General features: G+C 59.4%; 22 protein-coding genes. 15 read left to right on the forward strand and 7 right to left on the reverse strand.

Features of this window, described 5'->3' with window-relative positions; translation table 11 throughout:
• Positions 1–64 precede the first annotated feature (64 nt).
• Both AC13QE_RS30505 and thpR read left to right on the forward strand, forming a co-directional pair.
• Positions 65–715, forward strand: coding sequence for an arylesterase (locus tag AC13QE_RS30505; RefSeq protein WP_488486572.1), 651 nt, complete (start codon positions 65–67; stop codon positions 713–715).
• Positions 716–783: 68 nt separating this feature from the next.
• On the forward strand, positions 784–1,380 hold the full coding sequence (thpR, locus tag AC13QE_RS30510; RefSeq protein ID WP_488486573.1) for an RNA 2',3'-cyclic phosphodiesterase: 597 nt from the start codon (positions 784–786) through the stop codon (positions 1,378–1,380).
• On the opposite strand, the gene AC13QE_RS30515 is transcribed toward thpR, so the two are convergent.
• Positions 1,311–1,793 (reverse strand): low molecular weight protein-tyrosine-phosphatase, encoded by a 483-nt coding sequence (locus AC13QE_RS30515; protein ID WP_488486574.1) that lies wholly within the window; start codon positions 1,791–1,793, stop codon positions 1,311–1,313. The genes thpR and AC13QE_RS30515 overlap by 70 nt on opposite strands.
• An 87-nt stretch (positions 1,794–1,880) precedes the next feature.
• Here AC13QE_RS30515 and AC13QE_RS30520 point away from each other — a divergent pair, with 87 nt between their 5' ends.
• The 5 genes from AC13QE_RS30520 to AC13QE_RS30540 all read left to right on the forward strand — a co-directional run bounded on the left by AC13QE_RS30520 (position 1,881) and on the right by AC13QE_RS30540 (position 5,496).
• Positions 1,881–2,186 (forward strand): 4a-hydroxytetrahydrobiopterin dehydratase, encoded by a 306-nt coding sequence (locus tag AC13QE_RS30520; RefSeq protein WP_488486575.1) that lies wholly within the window; start codon positions 1,881–1,883, stop codon positions 2,184–2,186.
• Positions 2,187–2,252: 66 nt separating this feature from the next.
• On the forward strand, positions 2,253–2,642 hold the full coding sequence (locus AC13QE_RS30525; protein WP_112336333.1) for a YkvA family protein: 390 nt from the start codon (positions 2,253–2,255) through the stop codon (positions 2,640–2,642).
• Between the two features lie 333 nt (positions 2,643–2,975).
• Positions 2,976–3,539 (forward strand): invasion associated locus B family protein, encoded by a 564-nt coding sequence (locus tag AC13QE_RS30530; RefSeq protein ID WP_132720047.1) that lies wholly within the window; start codon positions 2,976–2,978, stop codon positions 3,537–3,539.
• 287 nt (positions 3,540–3,826) lie between these two features.
• Positions 3,827–5,062, forward strand: coding sequence for a dual-specificity RNA methyltransferase RlmN (rlmN, locus tag AC13QE_RS30535; RefSeq protein ID WP_488486576.1), 1,236 nt, complete (start codon positions 3,827–3,829; stop codon positions 5,060–5,062).
• Between the two features lie 5 nt (positions 5,063–5,067).
• A complete protein-coding gene (locus AC13QE_RS30540) occupies positions 5,068–5,496 on the forward strand; it encodes a hypothetical protein (protein WP_132720049.1) in 429 nt (142 codons plus the stop codon).
• Here the strand turns inward: AC13QE_RS30540 and AC13QE_RS30545 are convergent.
• Together AC13QE_RS30545 and AC13QE_RS30550 are read right to left on the reverse strand one after the other, a co-directional pair.
• Positions 5,480–6,121, reverse strand: a complete 642-nt coding sequence (locus AC13QE_RS30545) for a LysE family translocator (protein ID WP_488486577.1) — start codon at positions 6,119–6,121, stop codon at positions 5,480–5,482. The genes AC13QE_RS30540 and AC13QE_RS30545 overlap by 17 nt on opposite strands.
• A gap of 68 nt (positions 6,122–6,189) precedes the next feature.
• Positions 6,190–7,044, reverse strand: a complete 855-nt coding sequence (locus AC13QE_RS30550) for an SDR family NAD(P)-dependent oxidoreductase (RefSeq protein WP_488486578.1) — start codon at positions 7,042–7,044, stop codon at positions 6,190–6,192.
• Positions 7,045–7,223: 179 nt separating this feature from the next.
• Between AC13QE_RS30550 and AC13QE_RS30555 the strand changes: the two genes are divergently transcribed.
• Entirely contained in the window at positions 7,224–8,447 is a 1,224-nt protein-coding gene (locus AC13QE_RS30555; RefSeq protein ID WP_488486579.1) for an argininosuccinate synthase, read from the forward strand.
• A gap of 78 nt (positions 8,448–8,525) precedes the next feature.
• On the opposite strand, the gene AC13QE_RS30560 is transcribed toward AC13QE_RS30555, so the two are convergent.
• Positions 8,526–9,008 carry a MarR family winged helix-turn-helix transcriptional regulator gene (locus tag AC13QE_RS30560; RefSeq protein ID WP_015341442.1) on the reverse strand — a complete coding sequence of 161 codons (483 nt, stop codon included), beginning with the start codon at positions 9,006–9,008 and terminating at the stop codon, positions 8,526–8,528.
• A gap of 159 nt (positions 9,009–9,167) precedes the next feature.
• Here AC13QE_RS30560 and AC13QE_RS30565 point away from each other — a divergent pair, with 159 nt between their 5' ends.
• The gene (locus tag AC13QE_RS30565) at positions 9,168–9,809 is read left to right on the forward strand and encodes a LysE family translocator (RefSeq protein WP_488486580.1); all 642 of its coding nucleotides are present in this window, start codon (positions 9,168–9,170) and stop codon (positions 9,807–9,809) included.
• A 99-nt stretch (positions 9,810–9,908) separates the two neighbouring features.
• Positions 9,909–11,972: a M3 family metallopeptidase gene (locus AC13QE_RS30570; protein ID WP_488486581.1), complete on the forward strand. Its 2,064-nt coding sequence runs from the start codon at positions 9,909–9,911 to the stop codon at positions 11,970–11,972.
• Between the two features lie 74 nt (positions 11,973–12,046).
• Here AC13QE_RS30570 and AC13QE_RS30575 read toward each other — a convergent pair whose 3' ends face one another.
• Positions 12,047–12,511 (reverse strand): MarR family winged helix-turn-helix transcriptional regulator, encoded by a 465-nt coding sequence (locus tag AC13QE_RS30575; RefSeq protein WP_488486582.1) that lies wholly within the window; start codon positions 12,509–12,511, stop codon positions 12,047–12,049.
• A 91-nt stretch (positions 12,512–12,602) separates the two neighbouring features.
• Here AC13QE_RS30575 and AC13QE_RS30580 point away from each other — a divergent pair, with 91 nt between their 5' ends.
• From AC13QE_RS30580 to ppa, 4 genes are all read left to right on the forward strand, one after another.
• Entirely contained in the window at positions 12,603–13,286 is a 684-nt protein-coding gene (locus AC13QE_RS30580; RefSeq protein ID WP_488486603.1) for a glutathione S-transferase family protein, read from the forward strand.
• 232 nt (positions 13,287–13,518) lie between these two features.
• Positions 13,519–15,336, forward strand: coding sequence for a translational GTPase TypA (gene typA, locus AC13QE_RS30585; protein ID WP_132720056.1), 1,818 nt, complete (start codon positions 13,519–13,521; stop codon positions 15,334–15,336).
• Between the two features lie 201 nt (positions 15,337–15,537).
• Complete coding sequence (locus AC13QE_RS30590) at positions 15,538–16,044, forward strand: GNAT family N-acetyltransferase (protein WP_069613362.1); 507 nt, start codon at positions 15,538–15,540, stop codon at positions 16,042–16,044.
• A gap of 162 nt (positions 16,045–16,206) precedes the next feature.
• The gene (ppa, locus tag AC13QE_RS30595; RefSeq protein WP_015341435.1) at positions 16,207–16,743 is read left to right on the forward strand and encodes an inorganic diphosphatase; all 537 of its coding nucleotides are present in this window, start codon (positions 16,207–16,209) and stop codon (positions 16,741–16,743) included.
• On the opposite strand, the gene AC13QE_RS30600 is transcribed toward ppa, so the two are convergent.
• Entirely contained in the window at positions 16,744–17,058 is a 315-nt protein-coding gene (locus AC13QE_RS30600; protein ID WP_132720057.1) for a DUF167 domain-containing protein, read from the reverse strand.
• Positions 17,055–17,378: a YggT family protein gene (locus AC13QE_RS30605; RefSeq protein WP_132720080.1), complete on the reverse strand. Its 324-nt coding sequence runs from the start codon at positions 17,376–17,378 to the stop codon at positions 17,055–17,057. Before AC13QE_RS30605 ends, AC13QE_RS30600 begins: the two co-directional genes overlap by 4 nt.
• A 106-nt stretch (positions 17,379–17,484) precedes the next feature.
• Between AC13QE_RS30605 and AC13QE_RS30610 the strand changes: the two genes are divergently transcribed.
• Entirely contained in the window at positions 17,485–18,741 is a 1,257-nt protein-coding gene (locus AC13QE_RS30610; protein ID WP_488486583.1) for an MFS transporter, read from the forward strand.
• Positions 18,742–18,744: the final 3 nt, after the last annotated feature.

The following is an 18,744-nucleotide window of genomic DNA, read 5'->3' on the forward strand; positions in this document are numbered from 1 at the left end:
CAGAGAACATCAGAGACAGTGGCGGGCGCGATTTGGCCCGAGCAGCGAATTTAGGGAATGGATCATGGGTTTTAAAGTTGCCGCGCTTCAATTCGCTGTCATCACTTTCGGTCTTTTGTTTGGCGCGGTTCACTCTGCCAATGCACGGACGATCCAGCTGGTCGGCTTCGGTGACAGCCTGATGGCGGGCTATCAGCTGCCGCCCGGCGACGGATTTCCCGCGAAGCTTGAGGCGGCGCTGAAGGCCAAGGGACTCGATATCGCCGTCGCCGATGCCGGCGTTTCCGGCGATACGACCTCAGGCGGCCTCTCGCGTATCGACTGGTCGGTGCCTGATGGCACTGATGGCGTCATTCTGGAGCTTGGCGCCAACGACGCGCTGCGCGGCATTCCGCCGGAGCAGACCGAAAAGAACCTCGAGACGATGATCGAGCGATTGAAGGGCAGGAATATCCCGATTTTCTTGGTCGGTATGCTGGCGCCGCCGAACATGGGTGGCGACTATGCCGATAAATTCAACCCGATCTACAAGCGGCTGGCCGACAAATATCAGCTTCCGCTCTATCCGTTCTTCCTCGATGGCGTTGCCACCCATGCGGATTTGCAGCTGCCGGACGGCATGCATCCGAACCCCAAGGGGGTCGATGTGATGGTCGAGCATATGTTGCCTGATGTTATGAGTTTTGTAGGGATGATTGACGCAGGTGCGAAATAGATGCTTGCACCGACTGCAAATGCGTGATTCCCTACCTGTACCTGCAAGAGATTCGGGGAGTGCTCGTCATGCCGAGACTTTTTACCGCCCTCGAAATTCCGCGCAATGCGGCCATGAGCCTGTCATTGTTGCGCGGTGGTCTCCCGGGAGCCAGGTGGATCGACGTTGAAAATTATCACATTACCTTGCGCTTCATCGGCGATGTCGATGGCCGCACGGCGGATGAGATCGTCGACCGTCTGGACCGGATAGATCGACCTGAATTCCAGCTTCGGCTGGAGGGCATCGGTTCCTTCGGCTCCAAGAAACCGCATTCGGTTTGGGCCGGGGTCTCGCAGACACCGGATATGTTTGCGCTGCAAGGCGAGATCGAGCGCATCTGCCAGCGGATCGGCCTGCAGCCGGATCCGCGCAAGTTCACGCCGCATGTGACGCTCGCCAGGCTGAAGTCCTCGCGGGTCGACGATGTTGTGCACTATCTCTCCGGCCGCGGCAATTTCTACACCCAGTCCTTCACCGTCGGGCGCTTCGTGCTTCTGTCCTCGCGCGAATCTGTCGGCGGTGGTCCTTATCTCACCGAAGAGATATTCCCGCTTCACGAGCCCCGCAGCGCGTTCCCGACTTTGGGCAACAGCGCGCTGCAGCCGGCCAAGAGCATGGTATAGACAACTTCGAAATCCTCGCGGTCGCCATAGTAGGGATCGGGGATGTCCTTGTTGCTGCCAAGCGCAAGAACATTGAAGAGATGCAGTTTGCCGAGGGAATCGGCGGGCGCTGTCTTGCGCAAGTTCTTCAAATTGTCTTGATCCATTGCCAGGATAAGATCGAACCGGCTGAAATCGGCCGGCTCAATGCGGCGCGCGCGCTGGCCTGAAATATCGATTCCGTGGCCGGCGGCAACCGCAACCGAGCGGCGATCCGGGCGTTCTCCCTGATGCCAGCCGCCGGTGCCGGCCGAATCGATGTCGAACTCGTCGCCACGGCCGGCCTTGCTCACCAGATGCCTGAATATGCCTTCGGCGAGGGGCGAGCGGCAGATATTGCCGGCGCAGACGAAAAGAACCCTGTGACGATCCATGCTATCGTTCAACCGCTGGAGCTTTTCCGCTTGTCTTCGAAATGCGAAAACGCTCCATCCTTTTGCTTTAGAGAGGAGTGATGTGTCATGAAATACGAGAAGCTCGACCGTGCGGCAATCGATGAAAATCTTGCGGAGCTTTCCGGCTGGGCGCTTGCCGCAGACGGGCTTTCCATTTCGAAGACCTTCAAGTTCCGCAACTTCGTCGAAGCCTTCGGCTTCATGACGGAAGCTGCCCTTGCCGCGGAAAAATTCAACCATCACCCGGAATGGTTCAACGTCTATTCCCGCGTCGAGGTGAAGCTGACGACGCATGACGTCGGCGGCCTGACCGATCATGACGTCAAGCTGGCGAAGGCGATGGAGAAGGCAGCCGCCCGCCGGATCGATTGAATCACGCCAGTCGATCACCATATGTTTACACGGCCCGGCCGACAGGCCTCGATTGAGGTGAATGGAATGGATGACATCAAGTATGGGGAAATCCTGATGCCTGGTGACGAAGAGACCCAAAAAGAGCAGGAGAAATCGGTGCGCAGAAAATTCTGGCCGACCTTGCGGAAGGCGGCTCGCCATATCCCGTTTTCACGCGATGTCGTGGCCGCATTCTATTGTGCGCTCGACCCGCAGACGCCGACCCGTGTTCGCGGCATATTGCTGGGCGCGCTCGGCTATTTCGTCATGCCCGTCGATATCATTCCCGATTTCTTTGCCGTCATTGGCTATTCTGACGACGTTGCGGTGCTGACGCTCGCGTTCAGCATGATCAGGGGGCATATCCGCCAGGAGCATTATGATGCCGCCGACCGGGCTCTGCAGAACGAGCCCGAGGCCATGAAGACGGCATAATGGCCGTTTTTCCTGACCGGTTCGAATCTTCTCAGCTTTCCAGAGCTTTATGAGGAGGACCTGATTTTAGCGAGGTCAAATTCTTGCCTGAATCTTTCTGTCTTAAATCGAATCCGTTGGGTGGTACTCCACCATCCGGGTTTTCCAATTCCTTCTTGTGCCTTTCAAGCTTCGTGCGATACCTGGGTTGAAATGACACGGAGCCAGTGGCGGGCGGCTCTCCGTTGACGGTTTGGTAACCTGAATAAAGTCAAAATAAGGCAGCTCACGAGCATAGGCGTGCGTCAAACGATTCGCCATGAGCTCTGGACCGCAAGAAATCGGCAGGAAACCATGTTTGTAAAAAGCTTCGCAATCGCCCTCTCGCTCGTTCTGGCCGGAACCGGCATCGCGTCCGCGCAGACCAAGAAGCAGAAGCAGACGCAGCAGGCACCAGCGGCAGCGGCGGCATCGCCGGCAGCTCCGACGCGCATTCAGCAGTTCGACGCCTGGGGCGCTTACTCTTACCAGTCCGCCGGCGGCAAGGTTTGCTACGTTCTTTCCGTGCCGACGGCCAAGGCGCCGCCGACGGGCATTGACCATGGCGACAATTTCTTCATCGTGTCGCAGCGTCCGGGCCAGAACATCTCGTATGAGCCGCAAGCGATGATGGGGTACCCCCTCAAGGACAACTCCAAGGTCAATGTCACCATCGACAACAAGACCTTCGTCATGTTCACCAAGGAGAAGGCTGCGTGGGTTGAAAACGCCGCGCAGGAGCCGGCATTGGTTGCCGCACTGAAGTCCGGACATTCGCTGAAGGTTTCCGCGACCTCGAAGAAGGGCACCGCGACTTCCTATACCTATTCGTTGAAGGGTGTCAGCGCTGCGCTGAAGCAGATCGAAAACTGCAAATAGTTCGAAGGCCGAGAGATCACGCGAATGTGATCTTCCCGTCGCCGTGACCGTAAGGATGAGGCCGGCCATTATTGACCGGCCTTTTGCTTTTGAAGGCTGGTTTCATGCTTTCGAGGTAAAGGGATGACGCGGGCGGAAATTAATGCTAAAGGCCGCGCCAACGATAGGTGTGCGGCAGATAGATTGCCCCGCCACCGCATGAATCTTCAGATTTCCGTGCCTTGCCCGCATCCGCAGCTTGCGTCAGCTTTTGCGGCATCGCCGATGTGAACCGTTGGAACGATCCTATGTCCGCAACCGATGTCATAACCCCCTCCAGGCTCAAGCCGATGCCCGTGTCGCAGTCCGTCGAGCTTGCGCCGAAGCCGTCGCTCATCGGCATGACGCGCGAAGAAATGGGCGCGGCGCTCAAGGAAAAGGGTGTCGCCGACAAGCAGATCAAGATGCGCGTCAGCCAGCTCTGGAACTGGATCTATGTGCGCGGCGTCTCCGATTTCGATGCCATGGCCAACGTGTCGAAGGACATGCGCGAAATGCTGAAGGCGCATTTCACCATCGCCCGTCCCGAGATCGTCGAGGAGCAGGTCTCCAACGACGGCACCCGCAAGTGGCTACTGCGCTTTCCGCCGCGCGGGGCAGGGCGTCCCGTCGAGATTGAGGCCGTCTACATTCCGGAGGAAGGTCGCGGCACGCTCTGCATTTCCAGCCAGGTCGGCTGTTCGCTCACCTGTTCCTTCTGTCATACCGGAACGCAGCGCCTGGTGCGCAACCTGACGGCGGAAGAGATCCTGTCGCAGCTGCTCTTGGCGCGCGATCGTCTCGGCGATTTCCCGGACCGCGAAGCGCCGCAAGGCACGATCATGCCGGCCGAGGGCCGCAAGGTCAGCAATATCGTCATGATGGGCATGGGCGAGCCGCTCTATAATTTTGACAGCGTCAAAACGGCGCTGCTGATTGCCTCCGACGGCGATGGCCTGTCGCTCTCCAAACGCCGCATCACGCTTTCGACCTCGGGTGTTGTGCCGGAAATCTATCGCACCGGCGACGAGATCGGCGTCATGCTGGCAATCTCGCTGCATGCCGTACGCGATGACCTTCGTGACATGCTGGTGCCGATCAACAAGAAATATCCGCTGAAAGAGCTGATGGACGCCTGCCGTGCCTATCCCGGCCTTTCCAATGCGCGGCGCATCACCTTCGAATATGTGATGCTGAAGGGCGTCAACGACAGCCTCGAGGATGCGAAGGGGCTGATCCAGCTGCTGAAGGGTATTCCGGCCAAGATCAACCTGATCCCCTTCAATCCGTGGCCGGGCACGAACTATCAGTGTTCCGATTGGGAGCAGATCGAAAAGTTCGCCGATTTCATCAATTCGGCCGGCTACGCCTCGCCGATCCGCACGCCGCGTGGGCGGGACATTCTTGCCGCCTGCGGTCAGCTGAAGTCGGAATCCGAGCGCATGCGCAAGACCGAGCGGCTCGCCTTCGAGGCCATGATGATCGCCAATCACGGCGAGGATTGAGATCGATGCTCCTTGGACTGCGCAAGCCGATACGCCTCCTTTGGGGCTATGTCGCCGCTTGCGCTCTAATGGGCTTCGTGCTGGCCTGCGTTGCTGCATGGACCGTGCCGGAGACTGCCGCGCCGGAGCTTTTCGTCCTGACCATTGCTCTGACCAAGGTCGCGATGATCGTCAGTATCCTGCCGTCCTTGGTGGTCATTCCCATTCTCGAATGGCGCGGCATGCGTCGGTGGTATGGCTATGCAATTTTCGGCGCGACCTTGTCGGCGGTCGCGTCCGTCCTGATTTCCGGCGGTATAGAGCGGCCGCAGACGCTCAATCTGATCACTATCGCCGTCTGCTTTGCCTTCCTGGGCGCTGCAAGCGCCACCGTCTATTGGTGGATCGCCGGCCGGTTTGCCGGCCAGTGGTCCACTTTCAACGAGCCTGAGTGAAGAAGATCTTCACCGCGAAGATCGAGAAGACGCCGGCAAAGGCGTAGTCGAGGCCGCGCATTACGCCACGGTTCCTTTGCAGCCAGGACGACAGGCCATCGGCGGCGAGAACGACGAGCGCGTTCACCGGCATGCCGATGACGATGAAGAAGAATCCCAGGAAGAGCAGCTTGTGCGTGACGGCAGGATCACCGGCCGTGACGAATTGCGGAAGAAAGGTCATGAAAAAGATGATGACCTTCGGATTCAGCAGGTTGACCCAGAAACCGTTGGAGATGTTTGCAAGCGGTGTTCCGCCGACGGTATCGACCTTCTTCACCGACAGGCTGGAGCCGAAGCGGATCGCCTGGATGGCGAGCCAGAGCAGATAGGCGGCGCCGCCGGTCTTCAGGACGGTAAAGGCGACAGGCGAGGCGGTGATCAGCGCGGAGATGCCGAAGGCCACGAGGCAGGTATGGACGACAACACCGAGCGTGGTGCCGAGCACGACGAAGAGCGCCGCCTTCTTGCCCTGCGCCAGCGCACGGCTGATCGACAGCGTCATGTCAGGACCTGGCGTCATCGCCAGCAGCAGGCTCGCTGCGGAAAAGGCAAGAAGGGTCGGCAGGTTGGGTATGAAATCCATGAAAGTCGCTCCGAAAGCCGGATGATAGTACTTGGCGTTTTCTTATCCGGCTTTCGGCGGATTGCAAATCAATCCTTCTTTTCGAGGAAGGCCTTGAATTGATCGGCATAGTCCGGGTGCCAGCGCGACAGCGGCGGACGGTTCTCGACGATATCGCCGGCGGCCCAGAGCATGCGGCGTTCATCGACAGGCCTGGCCACGTCGTTGTCGGGGCAGAGAATATAGAAATCGCCGCGTTTCAGGCTTTCCACCATGAAATCGATGGTCTGCTCCGGCGTCCAGGCGCCGGCGGGTTTTTCCCTGCGCTCGCCCTTGGTAAGGCCGGTGAAGACGAAGCCCGGAATGAGGAGGTGAGCCGATATCTTCGCGCCTTGCGTATTGCGCAGCTCATGCTGCAGCGCCTCGGTGAAGACTTTCACGCCGGCCTTCGAGACATTGTAGGCGGGGTTGCCGGGAGGCGTGGTGATGCCCTGCTTCGAACCGGTGTTGATGATGAGGCCGGGTTCACCATGGGCCAACATGCCGGGTCCGAAGGCGCGCGTGCCGTTGATGACGCCGAGCAGGTTGACACCAAGGATGGCATCCCAGCCGGCCTGGGCGCTGAAGATCGAGGTCTCCGGGCCGATGCCGGCATTGTTCATCAAGACATGCACGCGGCCGAAACGCTGCAGGACTGCGCGTTCCAGCGCTTCCAGTGCGTCTTTATTGGCGACATCGGTCTCGATGGCCATGACATGCTCTTCACCTGCGATCGTCTTGAGTTCAGCGCTCGCCTCGGCCAGGCGGTCGCCGCCGAGATCGGCGATAACGACGCTCATGCCGAGCGAAGCGAAATATTTCGCTGCGGCAAAGCCGATGCCGGAAGCGCCTCCGGTGATGACGGCAACATTGGATTTCTTGAAAATGTCTTGAATATCGGTCACGAGCGGCGCCCTCCTGTATTGCATGCTCGCCGCCGAATATGGTGCTTTCAGGAAACCTGTCAAACCGCTTGAGCCGCCGTTGCAGCGCTTCCCCTTGCGCCGCACGATAATCTCGCTAAAAGTTCCGCGATACAGCTTTGCGGGCCTTTCCCCTGGTCCGCCTCGAAACGGAACTTATCATGGCATCACATAAAGACGTGAAGAAAGTCGTCCTCGCCTATTCCGGCGGTCTCGACACCTCGATTATCCTGAAGTGGCTGCAGACGGAGCTTGGCGCCGAAGTCGTCACCTTCACCGCCGATCTCGGCCAGGGCGAAGAGCTGGAGCCGGCGCGCAAGAAGGCCGAAATGCTCGGCATCAAGGAAATCTATATCGAGGACGTGCGCGAGGAATTCGTGCGCGATTTCGTCTTCCCGATGTTCCGTGCCAATGCCGTCTATGAAGGCGTCTACCTGCTCGGCACCTCGATCGCCCGTCCGCTGATCTCCAAGCATCTGATCGAGATCGCCAGGAAGACCGGCGCCGATGCCATCGCGCATGGCGCGACCGGCAAGGGCAACGACCAGGTTCGTTTCGAGCTTTCAGCCTATGCGCTGAACCCGGACATCAAGATCATCGCTCCCTGGCGCGACTGGTCGTTCAAGAGCCGCACCGACCTCCTCGAATTCGCCGAGAAGCACCAGATTCCGGTTGCCAAGGACAAGAAGGGCGAGGCGCCGTTCTCCGTCGATGCCAACCTTCTGCACTCCTCTTCCGAAGGCAAGGTTCTGGAAGACCCCTCGCAGGAAGCCCCGGAATATGTGCACATGCGCACGATTTCCCCGGAAGCTGCTCCCGACAAGGCCACGATCATCAAGGTCGGCTTCGAAAAGGGCGACGCTGTTTCGATCAACGGTAAGCGCCTGAGCCCGGCAACGCTGCTCGCAACCCTCAACGATTACGGTCGCGACAACGGCATCGGCCGTCTCGATCTGGTCGAGAACCGTTTCGTCGGCATGAAGTCGCGCGGCGTCTACGAGACCCCCGGCGGCACGATCCTGCTCGCAGCCCACCGCGCCATCGAATCCATCACGCTCGACCGCGGTGCTGCGCACCTCAAGGACGAGCTGATGCCACGCTATGCCGAGTTGATCTATTACGGCTTCTGGTTCTCGCCAGAGCGCGAAATGCTGCAGGCTCTCATCGACAAGAGCCAGGAGCATGTCGAAGGCGAAGTGACACTGAAGCTCTACAAGGGCAATGTCATGGTCATCGGTCGCGAAAGCCCGAAGTCGCTCTATTCCGACAAGCTCGTGACTTTCGAGGACGACCAGGGCGCATACGACCAGAAGGATGCGGCTGGCTTCATCAAGTTGAACGCGCTGCGCCTGCGCACGCTCGCCAAGCGCAACCTGTCGAAATAATCGACATTTCCAGATGCTGAAAGGCCCGCTTCCGGTCGCCGGAGGCGGGCTTTCTTATGTGGAAAGCGGCGGCCGGAATTAGTCGACCGGCCTCAATTCACGTTCGACTTCGGCAGGTGCTTCGGCCTTCTGCAGATTGCCGCGGAAGGCGCAGAGTGCGTCATGCAGCTGAACTTGAAGGTCATTGTCGAAGCCTTGCGTCGCGTTACGCTCGACTTCGCAGATTTCCCTGTCGATCTGCTTCAGCTTGGCGTCGGCGGATTCCGAAAGCACGATCCGCTTGGCGCGACGATCGAGCGGGTCAGGTTGGCGTTCGATCAAGCCGCGCGCCTGCAGCTTGTCCAGAAAGGCGCTGACCGTCATCGGCTCCAGCCCCATCCGGGAGGCGATGTCAAGCTGGCGACTACCGTTGATGGCAGCCACCTGCATCAGCGTCCGCGCTTCGCCCGCCGTCAGTCCGAGTCCGGCGACAAGAATACGTCGCTCGAAGGCCGCCCTGATCAGTCGGGCGCAGTCGGTCACAAGAAAGGCAAGTGAATCCGTATTAATCCTGCTGCTCATAAGCGCTTCCCTACCTACGCTCTTTAATTTTTGGGCCCCACAACGTTCTTATTGACTTCGTCCTATGAACACAACGACTTCTGTCCGAAAACGCGCTGCTGCTTGACCGGGTTCGGCAGATTGCTACTCTCGCGCGATTCACAGCGGGAACCATTCATCATGACGCAATCGCTTGTTGTCGGCGCTTTTTTGGCCGCGCTTTTCTATGTGCTCATTCCCGGTCCTGCATTCCTGGCGCTGCTCGGCATCGGTGCAGGACAGGGGCGCAAGGCAGGTGCATTCTTCGTCAGCGGCCATCTGTTTGGTGACCTCGTCTGGTCCACGCTTGCATTGGTCGCCATCGTCGGCGCAAAGACCATCGGCACCTTCGTCTTCGATCTGCTGGGATTGCTATGCGGTTTCTACCTTGCCTGGATCGGCTGGAGCGCCGTAACCGCCAAGCCGAAGGGCGACGGAAAATCGCTCGTCAACGTCGAGCGGCCCTTCCGCCGTGGACTGATTTTCGGCGTCACCAATCCGAAGGGATATCCCGTTGCACTGGCGACCTTCACGGCGCTTGTCGCGGGCTCTGCCGGCGCGCTGACCTTCAGCGCCCTGCCGCTGCTGCTGGCGGTTTCCTTTGCAGGTTTCATAACGGCCGACATTATTCTTATCAGCATCATCGGAGCAGGCGCTGTTCGGCGCTTTTATCGCGCGCATGAGCGGTTGATCGTGCGCTGCTCCGGCGTCCTCTTCATGGGCTTTGCGGCGCAAGCGCTCTGGCATGCCACGCCCGGCCTGCTCGGCTGGCGCAAAGCCTGACCGTCCTCGTTCAATTTGTTCGCTCCCCCGCCATACCAATTCGGCGGGAGCAGCCTTATATCGTGCTTCGATCAGATGTCTGTCGAAAGGATGCCTCGCATGTCTTCCCAAACCGCCGTCAATCCTGCGCTCACCGAATGGACCGGACATCAGGGGCTGCCGCGTTTCGATGCGGTGAAGGATACGGATTTTGCGCCTGCCTTCGATGCGGCGCTTGCATCGCATGAAGCCGAGATCGATGCGATTGCTGGCAACCGCGAGGCACCCACCTTTGCTAATACGGTGACGGCGCTGGAGATCGCCGGCGATGAACTCTCGCGCATCTCGGCGCTGTTCTGGAACAAGGCAGGTGCTCATACGAACGAGACCATCCAGGCGCTGGAGCGCGAGATCGCGCCGAAGATGGCGCGGCATTATTCGAAGATCGGGACCAATGCGGCGCTCTTTGCCCGCCTCGATGCGCTTTGGGAGGGCCGCGACGCCCTTGGGCTGACGCTCGAGGAAACCCGCGTGCTGGAACGGCACTGGAAGGGCTTCGTCAAGTCGGGCGCCAAGCTGCCGAAGGCCGAGCAGGAGCGGCTGTCTGCAATCAACGAGAAGCTTGCCGGCCTCGGCGCGCAATTCGGACAGAACGTATTGGCGGATGAAAAGAGCTGGGCGCTGCTCTTGTCGGAGGAGGCCGATCTCGTCGGCCTTCCCGACTACCTGCGCGAGGCGATGGCAGCGGCGGCGCGCGAACGCGGCGAGGAGGGCAAATATGCCGTCACCCTCTCGCGCTCGATCATCGAACCGTTCCTCACCTCGTCCGAGCGCCGTGATCTGCGCGAGCAGGCCTTCAACGCCTGGGTGGCGCGTGGCGCCAATGGCGGCAAGACGGACAATCGTGAGATCGTGAGTGAGACGCTGGCGCTGCGGGCAGAAAAGGCAAAGCTGCTCGGCTATGCCAATTTCGCCGAACTCAAGCTCGACAATACCATGGCGAAGACGCCGGCCGCAGTGAACGATCTCCTGATGACCGTGTGGGGTAAGGCGGCGGCACGCGCGGCAGAGGAAGAAAGGGATATTGCGGCGCTGATTGCCGAAGAAGGCCGTAACCACGAGGTCATGCCCTGGGACTGGCGACACTATGCCGAGAAGATCCGGACGCGGAAGTTCGATTTCTCCGAAACCGAATTGAAGCCCTATCTGCAGCTCGAAAAGATCATCGCTGCCTGCTTCGATGTCGCCGGCCGCCTGTTTGGCATCAAAGCCATCGAGCAGAAGGGCATTCCCGCCTATCATCCCGATGTGCGCGTCTTCGAGATCCGCGACCGCTCCGACAAGCTCGTCGCTCTCTTCCTTGGCGATTACTTTGCCCGCAGCTCCAAGCGCTCCGGCGCCTGGATGAGCTCGTTCCAGTCGCAGCACAAGCTGCCGCTGAAGAACGGCAAGGTCGGCGAGCTGCCGATCATCTACAACGTCTGCAACTTCGCTAAGCCAGCGGAAGGCCGGCCGGCGCTGCTGTCGCTCGACGATGCCCGCACGCTGTTCCACGAGTTCGGCCATGCGCTGCACGGCATGCTGTCCAACGTCACCTATCCCTCGGTTTCGGGCACCGGCGTTTCCCGCGATTTCGTCGAACTGCCGTCGCAGCTTTACGAGCACTGGCTGACGGTTCCTGCCATCCTCAAGGAATATGCCGTGCATTATGAGACCGGCGCTCCGATCCCGCAGGCGCTGCTCGACAAGGTTCTGGCGGCGCGCACCTTCAATGCCGGCTTCAATACGGTCGAATTCACCTCCTCGGCTCTGGTCGACATGGCGTTCCATACCCGCGGCGCGGTTGAGGATCCGATGGCCGTGCAGGCGGAGGTGCTGGCCGAGATCGGCATGCCGAAATCGATCGTCATGCGCCATGCGACGCCGCACTTCCAGCATGTCTTCTCAGGCGACGGCTATTCGGCCGGCTACTATTCCTACATGTGGTCGGAAGTGCTCGATGCTGATGCCTTTGCCGCCTTCGAGGAAACCGGCGATGCCTTCAATCCGGATATGGCCGGAAAATTGAAGGCCAACATCTATTCCGTCGGCGGTTCGATCGATCCGGAGGAGACCTACAAGGCTTTCCGTGGCAAGTTGCCGAGCCCGGATGCGATGCTGAAGAAGAAGGGGCTGGCGGCCTGATCTTGCGTCGGTCCGTGGCAAGAGTCAGTCGCCAAAAGTAAGCTTTGGCCACTGAGCTGATCTTTGCCTGGCAATCAGGATTTCCGCGAAAGCAAAGCCAACAGTTCAGCCAATTGATCGGCCTGTGCATCGTCCAGCTTATCACCCACATGGCGTTGAAGTGCCGCGGCATAGACTGCCCACATGCGGCTGCGCATGGCACTTCCTGCCTCGGTGATAACGACCCAGCGGCCTCGGCCGTCCTCGGAAAATATCTCACGATGAACAAGACCGGCCTTTTCCATCCGGTCGAGCAGGCGCGATAGGTTATGCTGGGCGAGAAGCGTGCGCACCTCGATCTCATAGGGCCGCAACTTCCCTTCTGTGGCTTGCGTCAGCTCCCATAGTACGTCGTACCAGCCGAGTGGCGGTAGGCCGGTCGCCTTCAAGTCCTGCTCGATTGCCGCGAGGGTGATTTGCTGCGCGCGCATGAGGCGCACCCATGCTCGCGTGATGGCGGCAGAGGGCTTTGAAGCGGCGGCATCTGAACAATCGGACATGGATGCAATTACATCTATATTGACCGAGTTTGCAAGTCTGGATATAGATGCAATTACATCTATCTTAAACGAAGACCCAGGAGATTTGATCATGTCCGACGCTAAGCTGGTGCTTGTCAGCCATTACCTTTGCCCCTACGTCCAGCGAGCCGCCATCACGCTTGCTGAAAAGGCCGTGCCATTTGAGGTCCGCTATGTCGATCTATCGGCAAAGCCCGACTGGTTTCTTGCCATTTCTCCGCTCGGCAAAGTGCCTCTCCTGATCGTGCGACAGGACGATGGAGTGGAAACGGTTTTGTTCGAGAGCGCCGTGATCTGCGAATATCTCGAGGAAACCCAATCCGGTGTTCGGCTCCACCCGGCCGATCCGCTGGCGCGTGCCCGGCATCGCGGCTGGATGGAGTTCGGTTCTTCCATCCTTTCAGACTTATGGGGATTCGAGACCGCCAAGGACGAAGAAACCCATGAGGCCAAGCGCAAGGCGCTAATCGATAAATTTGCTCGTATCGAGGCGGAGTTGAGAAACGGTCCCTTTTTTGCCGGAGAGGCGTTCAGCCTGGTCGATGCAGTTTTTGCGCCGATCTTCCGTTACTTCGATGTGTTCGACACCATCACATCGACGGGCGTTTTTGATGGGCTCCCGCGCGTCAAGGCATGGCGCACGAAGTTGGCGTCGCGGCAAAGCGTGCGAGACGCGGTGACCCACGACTATTCCGAGCGCCTCAAAGCCTTCCTGGTCAATCATGACGCGTTCTTACTGAAGCATGCTGCTTGACGGAGCTGTGCAAATTCCGATTGAGGTGATCGTGTGCATCTGAATTGGCGATGCGCCAGAAGAGAGCTCGCTGTCCAGGCGTGTAAGACTGAGGCGTGAGGCACGAAAAGCCGGCATTCAGCTCCTTTCTTGCCTCCCCCCTTTCGCATTCGCGAAAAAAAGGGTATGAGCGCGCCAAATGCAATTGGCGTGTTTACCAAACACTGCGCCCCAGCCTCAGAGATTAAGACATATGGCACTTCGCAACATCGCGATCATCGCGCACGTTGACCATGGGAAAACCACCCTCGTCGACGAGCTCCTGAAGCAGTCCGGCTCGTTCCGCGAGAACCAGCGCGTTGCCGAACGCGTCATGGATTCCAACGATCTGGAAAAGGAGCGCGGCATCACCATTCTCGCCAAGGCGACCTCGGTCGTCTGGAAGGATACGCGCATCAACATCGTCGACACCCCCGGCCACGCCGACTTCGGTGGTGAAGTCGAGCGTATCCTGTCGATGGTGGACGGTGCGATCGTTCTGGTCGATGCCGCCGAAGGCCCGATGCCGCAGACGAAGTTCGTCGTCGGCAAGGCGCTGAAGGTCGGCCTGCGCCCGATCGTAGCGATCAACAAGATCGACCGTCCGGACGCTCGCCACGAAGAAGTCATCAACGAAGTGTTCGACCTCTTCGCCAATCTCGACGCCACCGACGAGCAGCTCGACTTCCCGATCCTCTACGGTTCCGGCCGTAACGGCTGGATGAACTATTCGCCTGAGGGTCCGAAGGAAGAAGGCCTCGGCCCGCTTCTCGATCTCGTCGTCAAGCATGTTCCCGAGCCGACCGTCGGCGAAGGCCCGTTCCGTATGATCGGCACGATCCTGGAAGCAAACCCCTTCCTCGGCCGCATCATCACCGGCCGCATCCATTCCGGCTCGATCAAGCCGAACCAGGCCGTCAAGGTTCTGGGTGCCGACGGCAACCTCATCGAAACCGGCCGTATCTCGAAGATCCTCGCCTTCCGCGGCATCGAGCGCCAGCCGATCGAAGAAGCGCAGGCAGGCGACATCGTCGCCATCGCCGGCCTTTCCAAGGGCACGGTTGCCGATACCTTCTGCGACCCGCAGGTCAGCGAGCCGCTGGTCGCGCAGCCGATCGACCCGCCGACCGTCACCATGTCTTTCATCGTCAACGACAGCCCCTATGCAGGCACCGAAGGCGACAAGGTCACCTCGCGCGTCATCCGCGATCGCCTCTTCAAGGAAGCCGAAGGCAACGTTGCGCTGAAGATCGAAGAAGCTGAAGGCAAGGATTCGTTCTACGTGTCCGGCCGCGGCGAATTGCAGCTCGCAGTTCTGATCGAGACCATGCGCCGCGAAGGCTTCGAGCTTGCCGTGTCGCGTCCGCGCGTCGTCATGCACAAGGACGAGAGCGGCCAGCTGCTCGAGCCGATCGAAGAAGTCGTCATCGACGTCGATGAAGAGCATTCCGGCATCGTCGTGCAGAAGATGTCCGAGCGTAAGGCTGAAATGGTCGAGCTGCGTCCTTCGGGTGGCAACCGCGTCCGTCTGGTCTTCTGGGCGCCGACCCGCGGCCTCATCGGCTACCAGTCTGAACTTTTGACCGATACGCGCGGCACGGCCGTCATGAACCGTCTGTTCCATGACTACCAGCCATACAAGGGCGAAATCGGCGGCCGCGTGAACGGCGTGCTGCTCGCCAATGAAGCCGGCGAAGCCGTGGCCTACGCCCTGTTCAACCTCGAAGACCGCGGCCCGATGATCATCGATGCCGGCGAGAAGGTCTATGCCGGCATGATCATCGGCATCCACTCGCGCGACAACGACCTCGAAGTCAACGTGCTGAAGGGCAAGAAGCTCACCAACATCCGCGCCGCCGGCAAGGATGAAGCCGTGAAGCTGACCCCGCCGATCCGCATGACGCTCGACCGTGCTCTTTCCTGGATTCAGGACGACGAGCTGGTGGAAGTGACGCCGAAGTCGATCCGCCTCCGCAAGATGTATCTCGATCCGAACGAGCGCAAGCGTTACGAGAAGGCCCGTCTGGCCTGATCATCCTAACCGAGCGATGCAATACGACCCCGGCCTTCGTGCCGGGGTTTTTAATTGCATGTTCGGTTTTTGAGCCCTTGTCCAAGAGGTTAAAAAGTCGTTAATTTTTGTTAACGATCCACGGATAAAGCCTGTGGGCAAGTTCGCCATCTTTATGAATGAGGATGGTTAATTCGCGTTGGTAAGATCAGAGTAGACGTTATGAAGACGTTGTCGATTGATGTTCGGCGGGCAGAACCCCATGATGCCCGAGCCATTTCGGAGGTGCACCGCCAATCCTGGCAGTACACCTATGCCGGCATCATTCCGCATCGTGCCCTCGGTCAGATGATCGAGCGTCGCGGCGAAGCCTGGTGGCGCAAGGCGACCAGTGGTCCGGCAACGCTGCTGGTTCTGGATGTTGCAGGCGAGATCGCAGGCTATGCCACGCTCGGCCTCAATCGCGCCCGTGCGCTGCCGCAGGAAGGCGAGATTTACGAACTCTATCTGCGCCCGCAATATCAGGGTCTCGGCCTCGGGCGCATGCTGTTCGGCGAGGCACGCCGGCTGTTGAAGTCGCTCGGCTGCAAGGGGCTGGTCGTCTGGTGCCTTGAGGAAAACGAGAATGCCTACCGCTTCTATCGCGGGCAGGGCGGCGCCGATTTCTGCGAGGGCATCGAAACCTTCGATCACAGGCAGCTGCGCAAGATCGGCTTCGTCTGGCCCTGAGCGGCGCTGTCGCGCTCTAAATCTGCTGTATAATTTTTCCCTAAATCGATTCCGATTTCAGGAATCATGCAGTAAATCCGCCTGTTTCCCGATGCGTTGTTGCCTTGCGGGATGAATCCTATTATTTGGCTGGCGGCAACCATCCTTATCTAGGGGACAAGTATGCGTATCGACGCGATTTCCATTGGCAAGAACCCGCCCGAAGACGTCAACGTCATCGTTGAAGTGCCGGTCGGCGGTCATCCGATCAAGTACGAAATGGACAAGGAGGCCGGTACGCTGGTCGTCGACCGTTTCCTCTACACGCCGATGACCTATCCGGGCAATTACGGCTTTGTCCCGCACACGCTCTCCGAAGACGGCGACCCGATCGACGTTCTGATCGCCAGCACCCGTCCGCTGGTCCCGGGCTGCGTCATCAATGTTCGCCCGATCGGCGTGCTGAAGATGGAAGACAATTCCGGCAAGGACGAGAAGATTATTGCCGTTCCCTCGCCGAAGCTGACGCTGCGCTACGAAAAGGTCAAGGAATATACCGACCTGCCGGAGATCACGCTGAAGCAGATCGAGCACTTCTTCGAGCACTACAAGGATCTCGAGCCCGGCAAGTGGGTGAAGATCTTTGGCTGGGGTGGCTCCAAGGAAGCCGGCGAACTGATCATCGAAGCCATCGCCCGCGCCAAGAAGGAAAAGGCCTGATCAACCCTTCGTAATGACGTTTAATTTCTCCATCAAATCCTCCGGCTCGCCCTCGATCCGGAGGATTTTTTTGCGCGCCGTGTCGCCGCTGATGATGCTAAGCGTGGATTTGGAAATACCGAGGCTCTTTGAAAGCAGGGCGATCAGCGCCTTATTGGCCTTGCCCTTTTCCGGCGCCACTGAAACACGCGCCTTCAGATAGCATTCGCCGTCGCTTACGGTTTCGAGCCCATCGATCGCGTCACGCCCGCCATTGGGCGTGAGCCGTACGGAAAGCCTGACGTGATCCGGAAAGGCCTGCCAGGCCTTGTTCACCGCAGGAACATGGGGACGATCGAATTCCACATCAGCGAGCGGATGAAGAAGATGATCAGGAGCAGGATGACCGGCGAAATGTCGATGCCGCCGAGATCCGGCAGGATGCGGCGGATCGGTCGCAGGGCAGGTTCCGTGACCGCATAAAGGAAGTTGCCGACGGAGCTGACGAATTGATTGCTCGAATTGATGACGTTGAAAGCATATAGCCACGAAAAGATGGCGCTGGCGATCAATATCCAGGTATAAAGATTCAAAGCCAGATCAATGGTTTGAAATAAGGCGAGCATGTCCGTCTCCAATTCGCAGTTGACAGACATGTAGACATTGGCGACTAAACGGGCAAGTCCCATGCTCCGAAGCATGTTGAATCATGTCTAAAAGGCCCGTCTTGGCGCCAGCGGCCCCATCGGAAAGTCTCGTCCCATGTCGTTCTCTGCCAGCGGAGACCGGTTTGCCGCCTTCAGGCACATTGCCTATACCTATTTCTTCTTCGCGCGGTTTTTGACGGCCTTTGCCACGCAGGTCGTCAGCGTCTCTGTCGGCTGGCAGATGTATGAGCACACCGGCCAGCCGATCTATCTCGGTCTGATCGGTCTGGTGCAGTTCCTGCCGTCGCTGCTGCTGATCCTTGTGACGGGCACGGCTGCGGACCGTTACAACAGGCGCCTGATTTCCGCGATCTGCATTTTCGTCGGCACTCTCTGCACCGCTGGGCTGCTATTCCTGACCATATCGGGCACTTTCGCGCCGCTGCCGGTATTTCTGATCCTCACGGTCTTCGGCATCGAGCGCGCTTTCATGACGCCGGCCATGCAATCGCTGGCGCCCAACCTGATCCCGCCCGAGGACCTGACGAACGCCATCACCTGGAACTCGATGTCATGGGATGCCGCCGCCATCCTTGGCCCCGTGGCCGGTGGCCTGCTTTACGGCGTCGGGGCCAATGTCGCCTATTCCGTGGCCGTGTTTTTCTTCGCGGCCGGTTCTGTGCTGACCTTCCTGATCCCCAAGCCGCAGCAGCGCACCGCGCATGAGCGGCGTAGCCTCAACGAGATGCTCGCCGGCTTCCGTCTCATCTGGTCGGAAAAAGTGGTGCTCGGTGCCGTCTCGCTCGATCTTTTCGCCGTGCTGCTCGGCGGCGCAGTCGCGCTGATGCCCATCTATGCGCGCGATATCCTGACGCTTGGGCCCTGGGGCCTCGGCATGCTGCGCGCTGCGCCAAGCTTCGGCGCAATCGCCATGGGCCTGTTTCTGGCGACTTATCCTATCCGGAACCGCGCCGGCATCTGCATGTTTGCCGGGGTTGCCATGTTCGGCGTGGGCACACTTGTCTTCGGCATCTCGCATACGCCGTGGCTGTCGATAGTGGCTCTCGCCGTCATGGGCGCTTCCGACTTGATCTCGGTCTATGTCCGCGAAACTCTGATCACGCTCTGGACGCCGGATCACGTGCGCGGCCGCGTCAATGCCGTCAACATGGTCTTCGTTGGCGCGTCGAACGAGCTTGGCGAGTTCCGCGCCGGCACCATGGCGCATTATTTCGGCGCGATCCCCGCTGTCGTCATCGGAGGCTTGGGCACGCTGACGGTCGCCCTCCTCTGGGCCACCGGTTTCCCGCAGCTACGCCGGATCGACAGTCTCAATGCACCAGATCGTAACGGCGAGCCGCAGGCGGTTTGAGGA

The sequence above is a fragment of the Martinezella sp. CNPSo 3957 genome (genome assembly GCF_057784395.1).

Excerpts from the sequence above, each read along its gene's own strand:
- AC13QE_RS30560 (WP_015341442.1), bottom strand. The coding sequence starts at position 9,008 with ATGAGCAGCAGGATTAATACGGATTCACTTGCCTTTCTTGTGACCGAC.
- AC13QE_RS30545 (WP_488486577.1), bottom strand. The coding sequence starts at position 6,121 with ATGGATTTCATACCCAACCTGCCGACCCTTCTTGCCTTTTCCGCAGCG.
- typA (WP_132720056.1), top strand. The coding sequence starts at position 13,519 with ATGGCACTTCGCAACATCGCGATCATCGCGCACGTTGACCATGGGAAA.
- AC13QE_RS30565 (WP_488486580.1), top strand. The coding sequence starts at position 9,168 with ATGACGCAATCGCTTGTTGTCGGCGCTTTTTTGGCCGCGCTTTTCTAT.
- AC13QE_RS30580 (WP_488486603.1), top strand. The coding sequence starts at position 12,603 with ATGTCCGACGCTAAGCTGGTGCTTGTCAGCCATTACCTTTGCCCCTAC.
- AC13QE_RS30575 (WP_488486582.1), bottom strand. The coding sequence starts at position 12,511 with ATGTCCGATTGTTCAGATGCCGCCGCTTCAAAGCCCTCTGCCGCCATC.
- AC13QE_RS30525 (WP_112336333.1), top strand. The coding sequence starts at position 2,253 with ATGGATGACATCAAGTATGGGGAAATCCTGATGCCTGGTGACGAAGAG.
- ppa (WP_015341435.1), top strand. The coding sequence starts at position 16,207 with ATGCGTATCGACGCGATTTCCATTGGCAAGAACCCGCCCGAAGACGTC.
- AC13QE_RS30520 (WP_488486575.1), top strand. The coding sequence starts at position 1,881 with ATGAAATACGAGAAGCTCGACCGTGCGGCAATCGATGAAAATCTTGCG.
- AC13QE_RS30540 (WP_132720049.1), top strand. The coding sequence starts at position 5,068 with ATGCTCCTTGGACTGCGCAAGCCGATACGCCTCCTTTGGGGCTATGTC.
- AC13QE_RS30515 (WP_488486574.1), bottom strand. The coding sequence starts at position 1,793 with ATGGATCGTCACAGGGTTCTTTTCGTCTGCGCCGGCAATATCTGCCGC.
- thpR (WP_488486573.1), top strand. The coding sequence starts at position 784 with ATGCCGAGACTTTTTACCGCCCTCGAAATTCCGCGCAATGCGGCCATG.
- rlmN (WP_488486576.1), top strand. The coding sequence starts at position 3,827 with ATGTCCGCAACCGATGTCATAACCCCCTCCAGGCTCAAGCCGATGCCC.
- AC13QE_RS30610 (WP_488486583.1), top strand. The coding sequence starts at position 17,485 with ATGTCGTTCTCTGCCAGCGGAGACCGGTTTGCCGCCTTCAGGCACATT.
- AC13QE_RS30555 (WP_488486579.1), top strand. The coding sequence starts at position 7,224 with ATGGCATCACATAAAGACGTGAAGAAAGTCGTCCTCGCCTATTCCGGC.
- AC13QE_RS30570 (WP_488486581.1), top strand. The coding sequence starts at position 9,909 with ATGTCTTCCCAAACCGCCGTCAATCCTGCGCTCACCGAATGGACCGGA.
- AC13QE_RS30605 (WP_132720080.1), bottom strand. The coding sequence starts at position 17,378 with ATGTCTGTCAACTGCGAATTGGAGACGGACATGCTCGCCTTATTTCAA.
- AC13QE_RS30505 (WP_488486572.1), top strand. The coding sequence starts at position 65 with ATGGGTTTTAAAGTTGCCGCGCTTCAATTCGCTGTCATCACTTTCGGT.
- AC13QE_RS30530 (WP_132720047.1), top strand. The coding sequence starts at position 2,976 with ATGTTTGTAAAAAGCTTCGCAATCGCCCTCTCGCTCGTTCTGGCCGGA.
- AC13QE_RS30590 (WP_069613362.1), top strand. The coding sequence starts at position 15,538 with ATGAAGACGTTGTCGATTGATGTTCGGCGGGCAGAACCCCATGATGCC.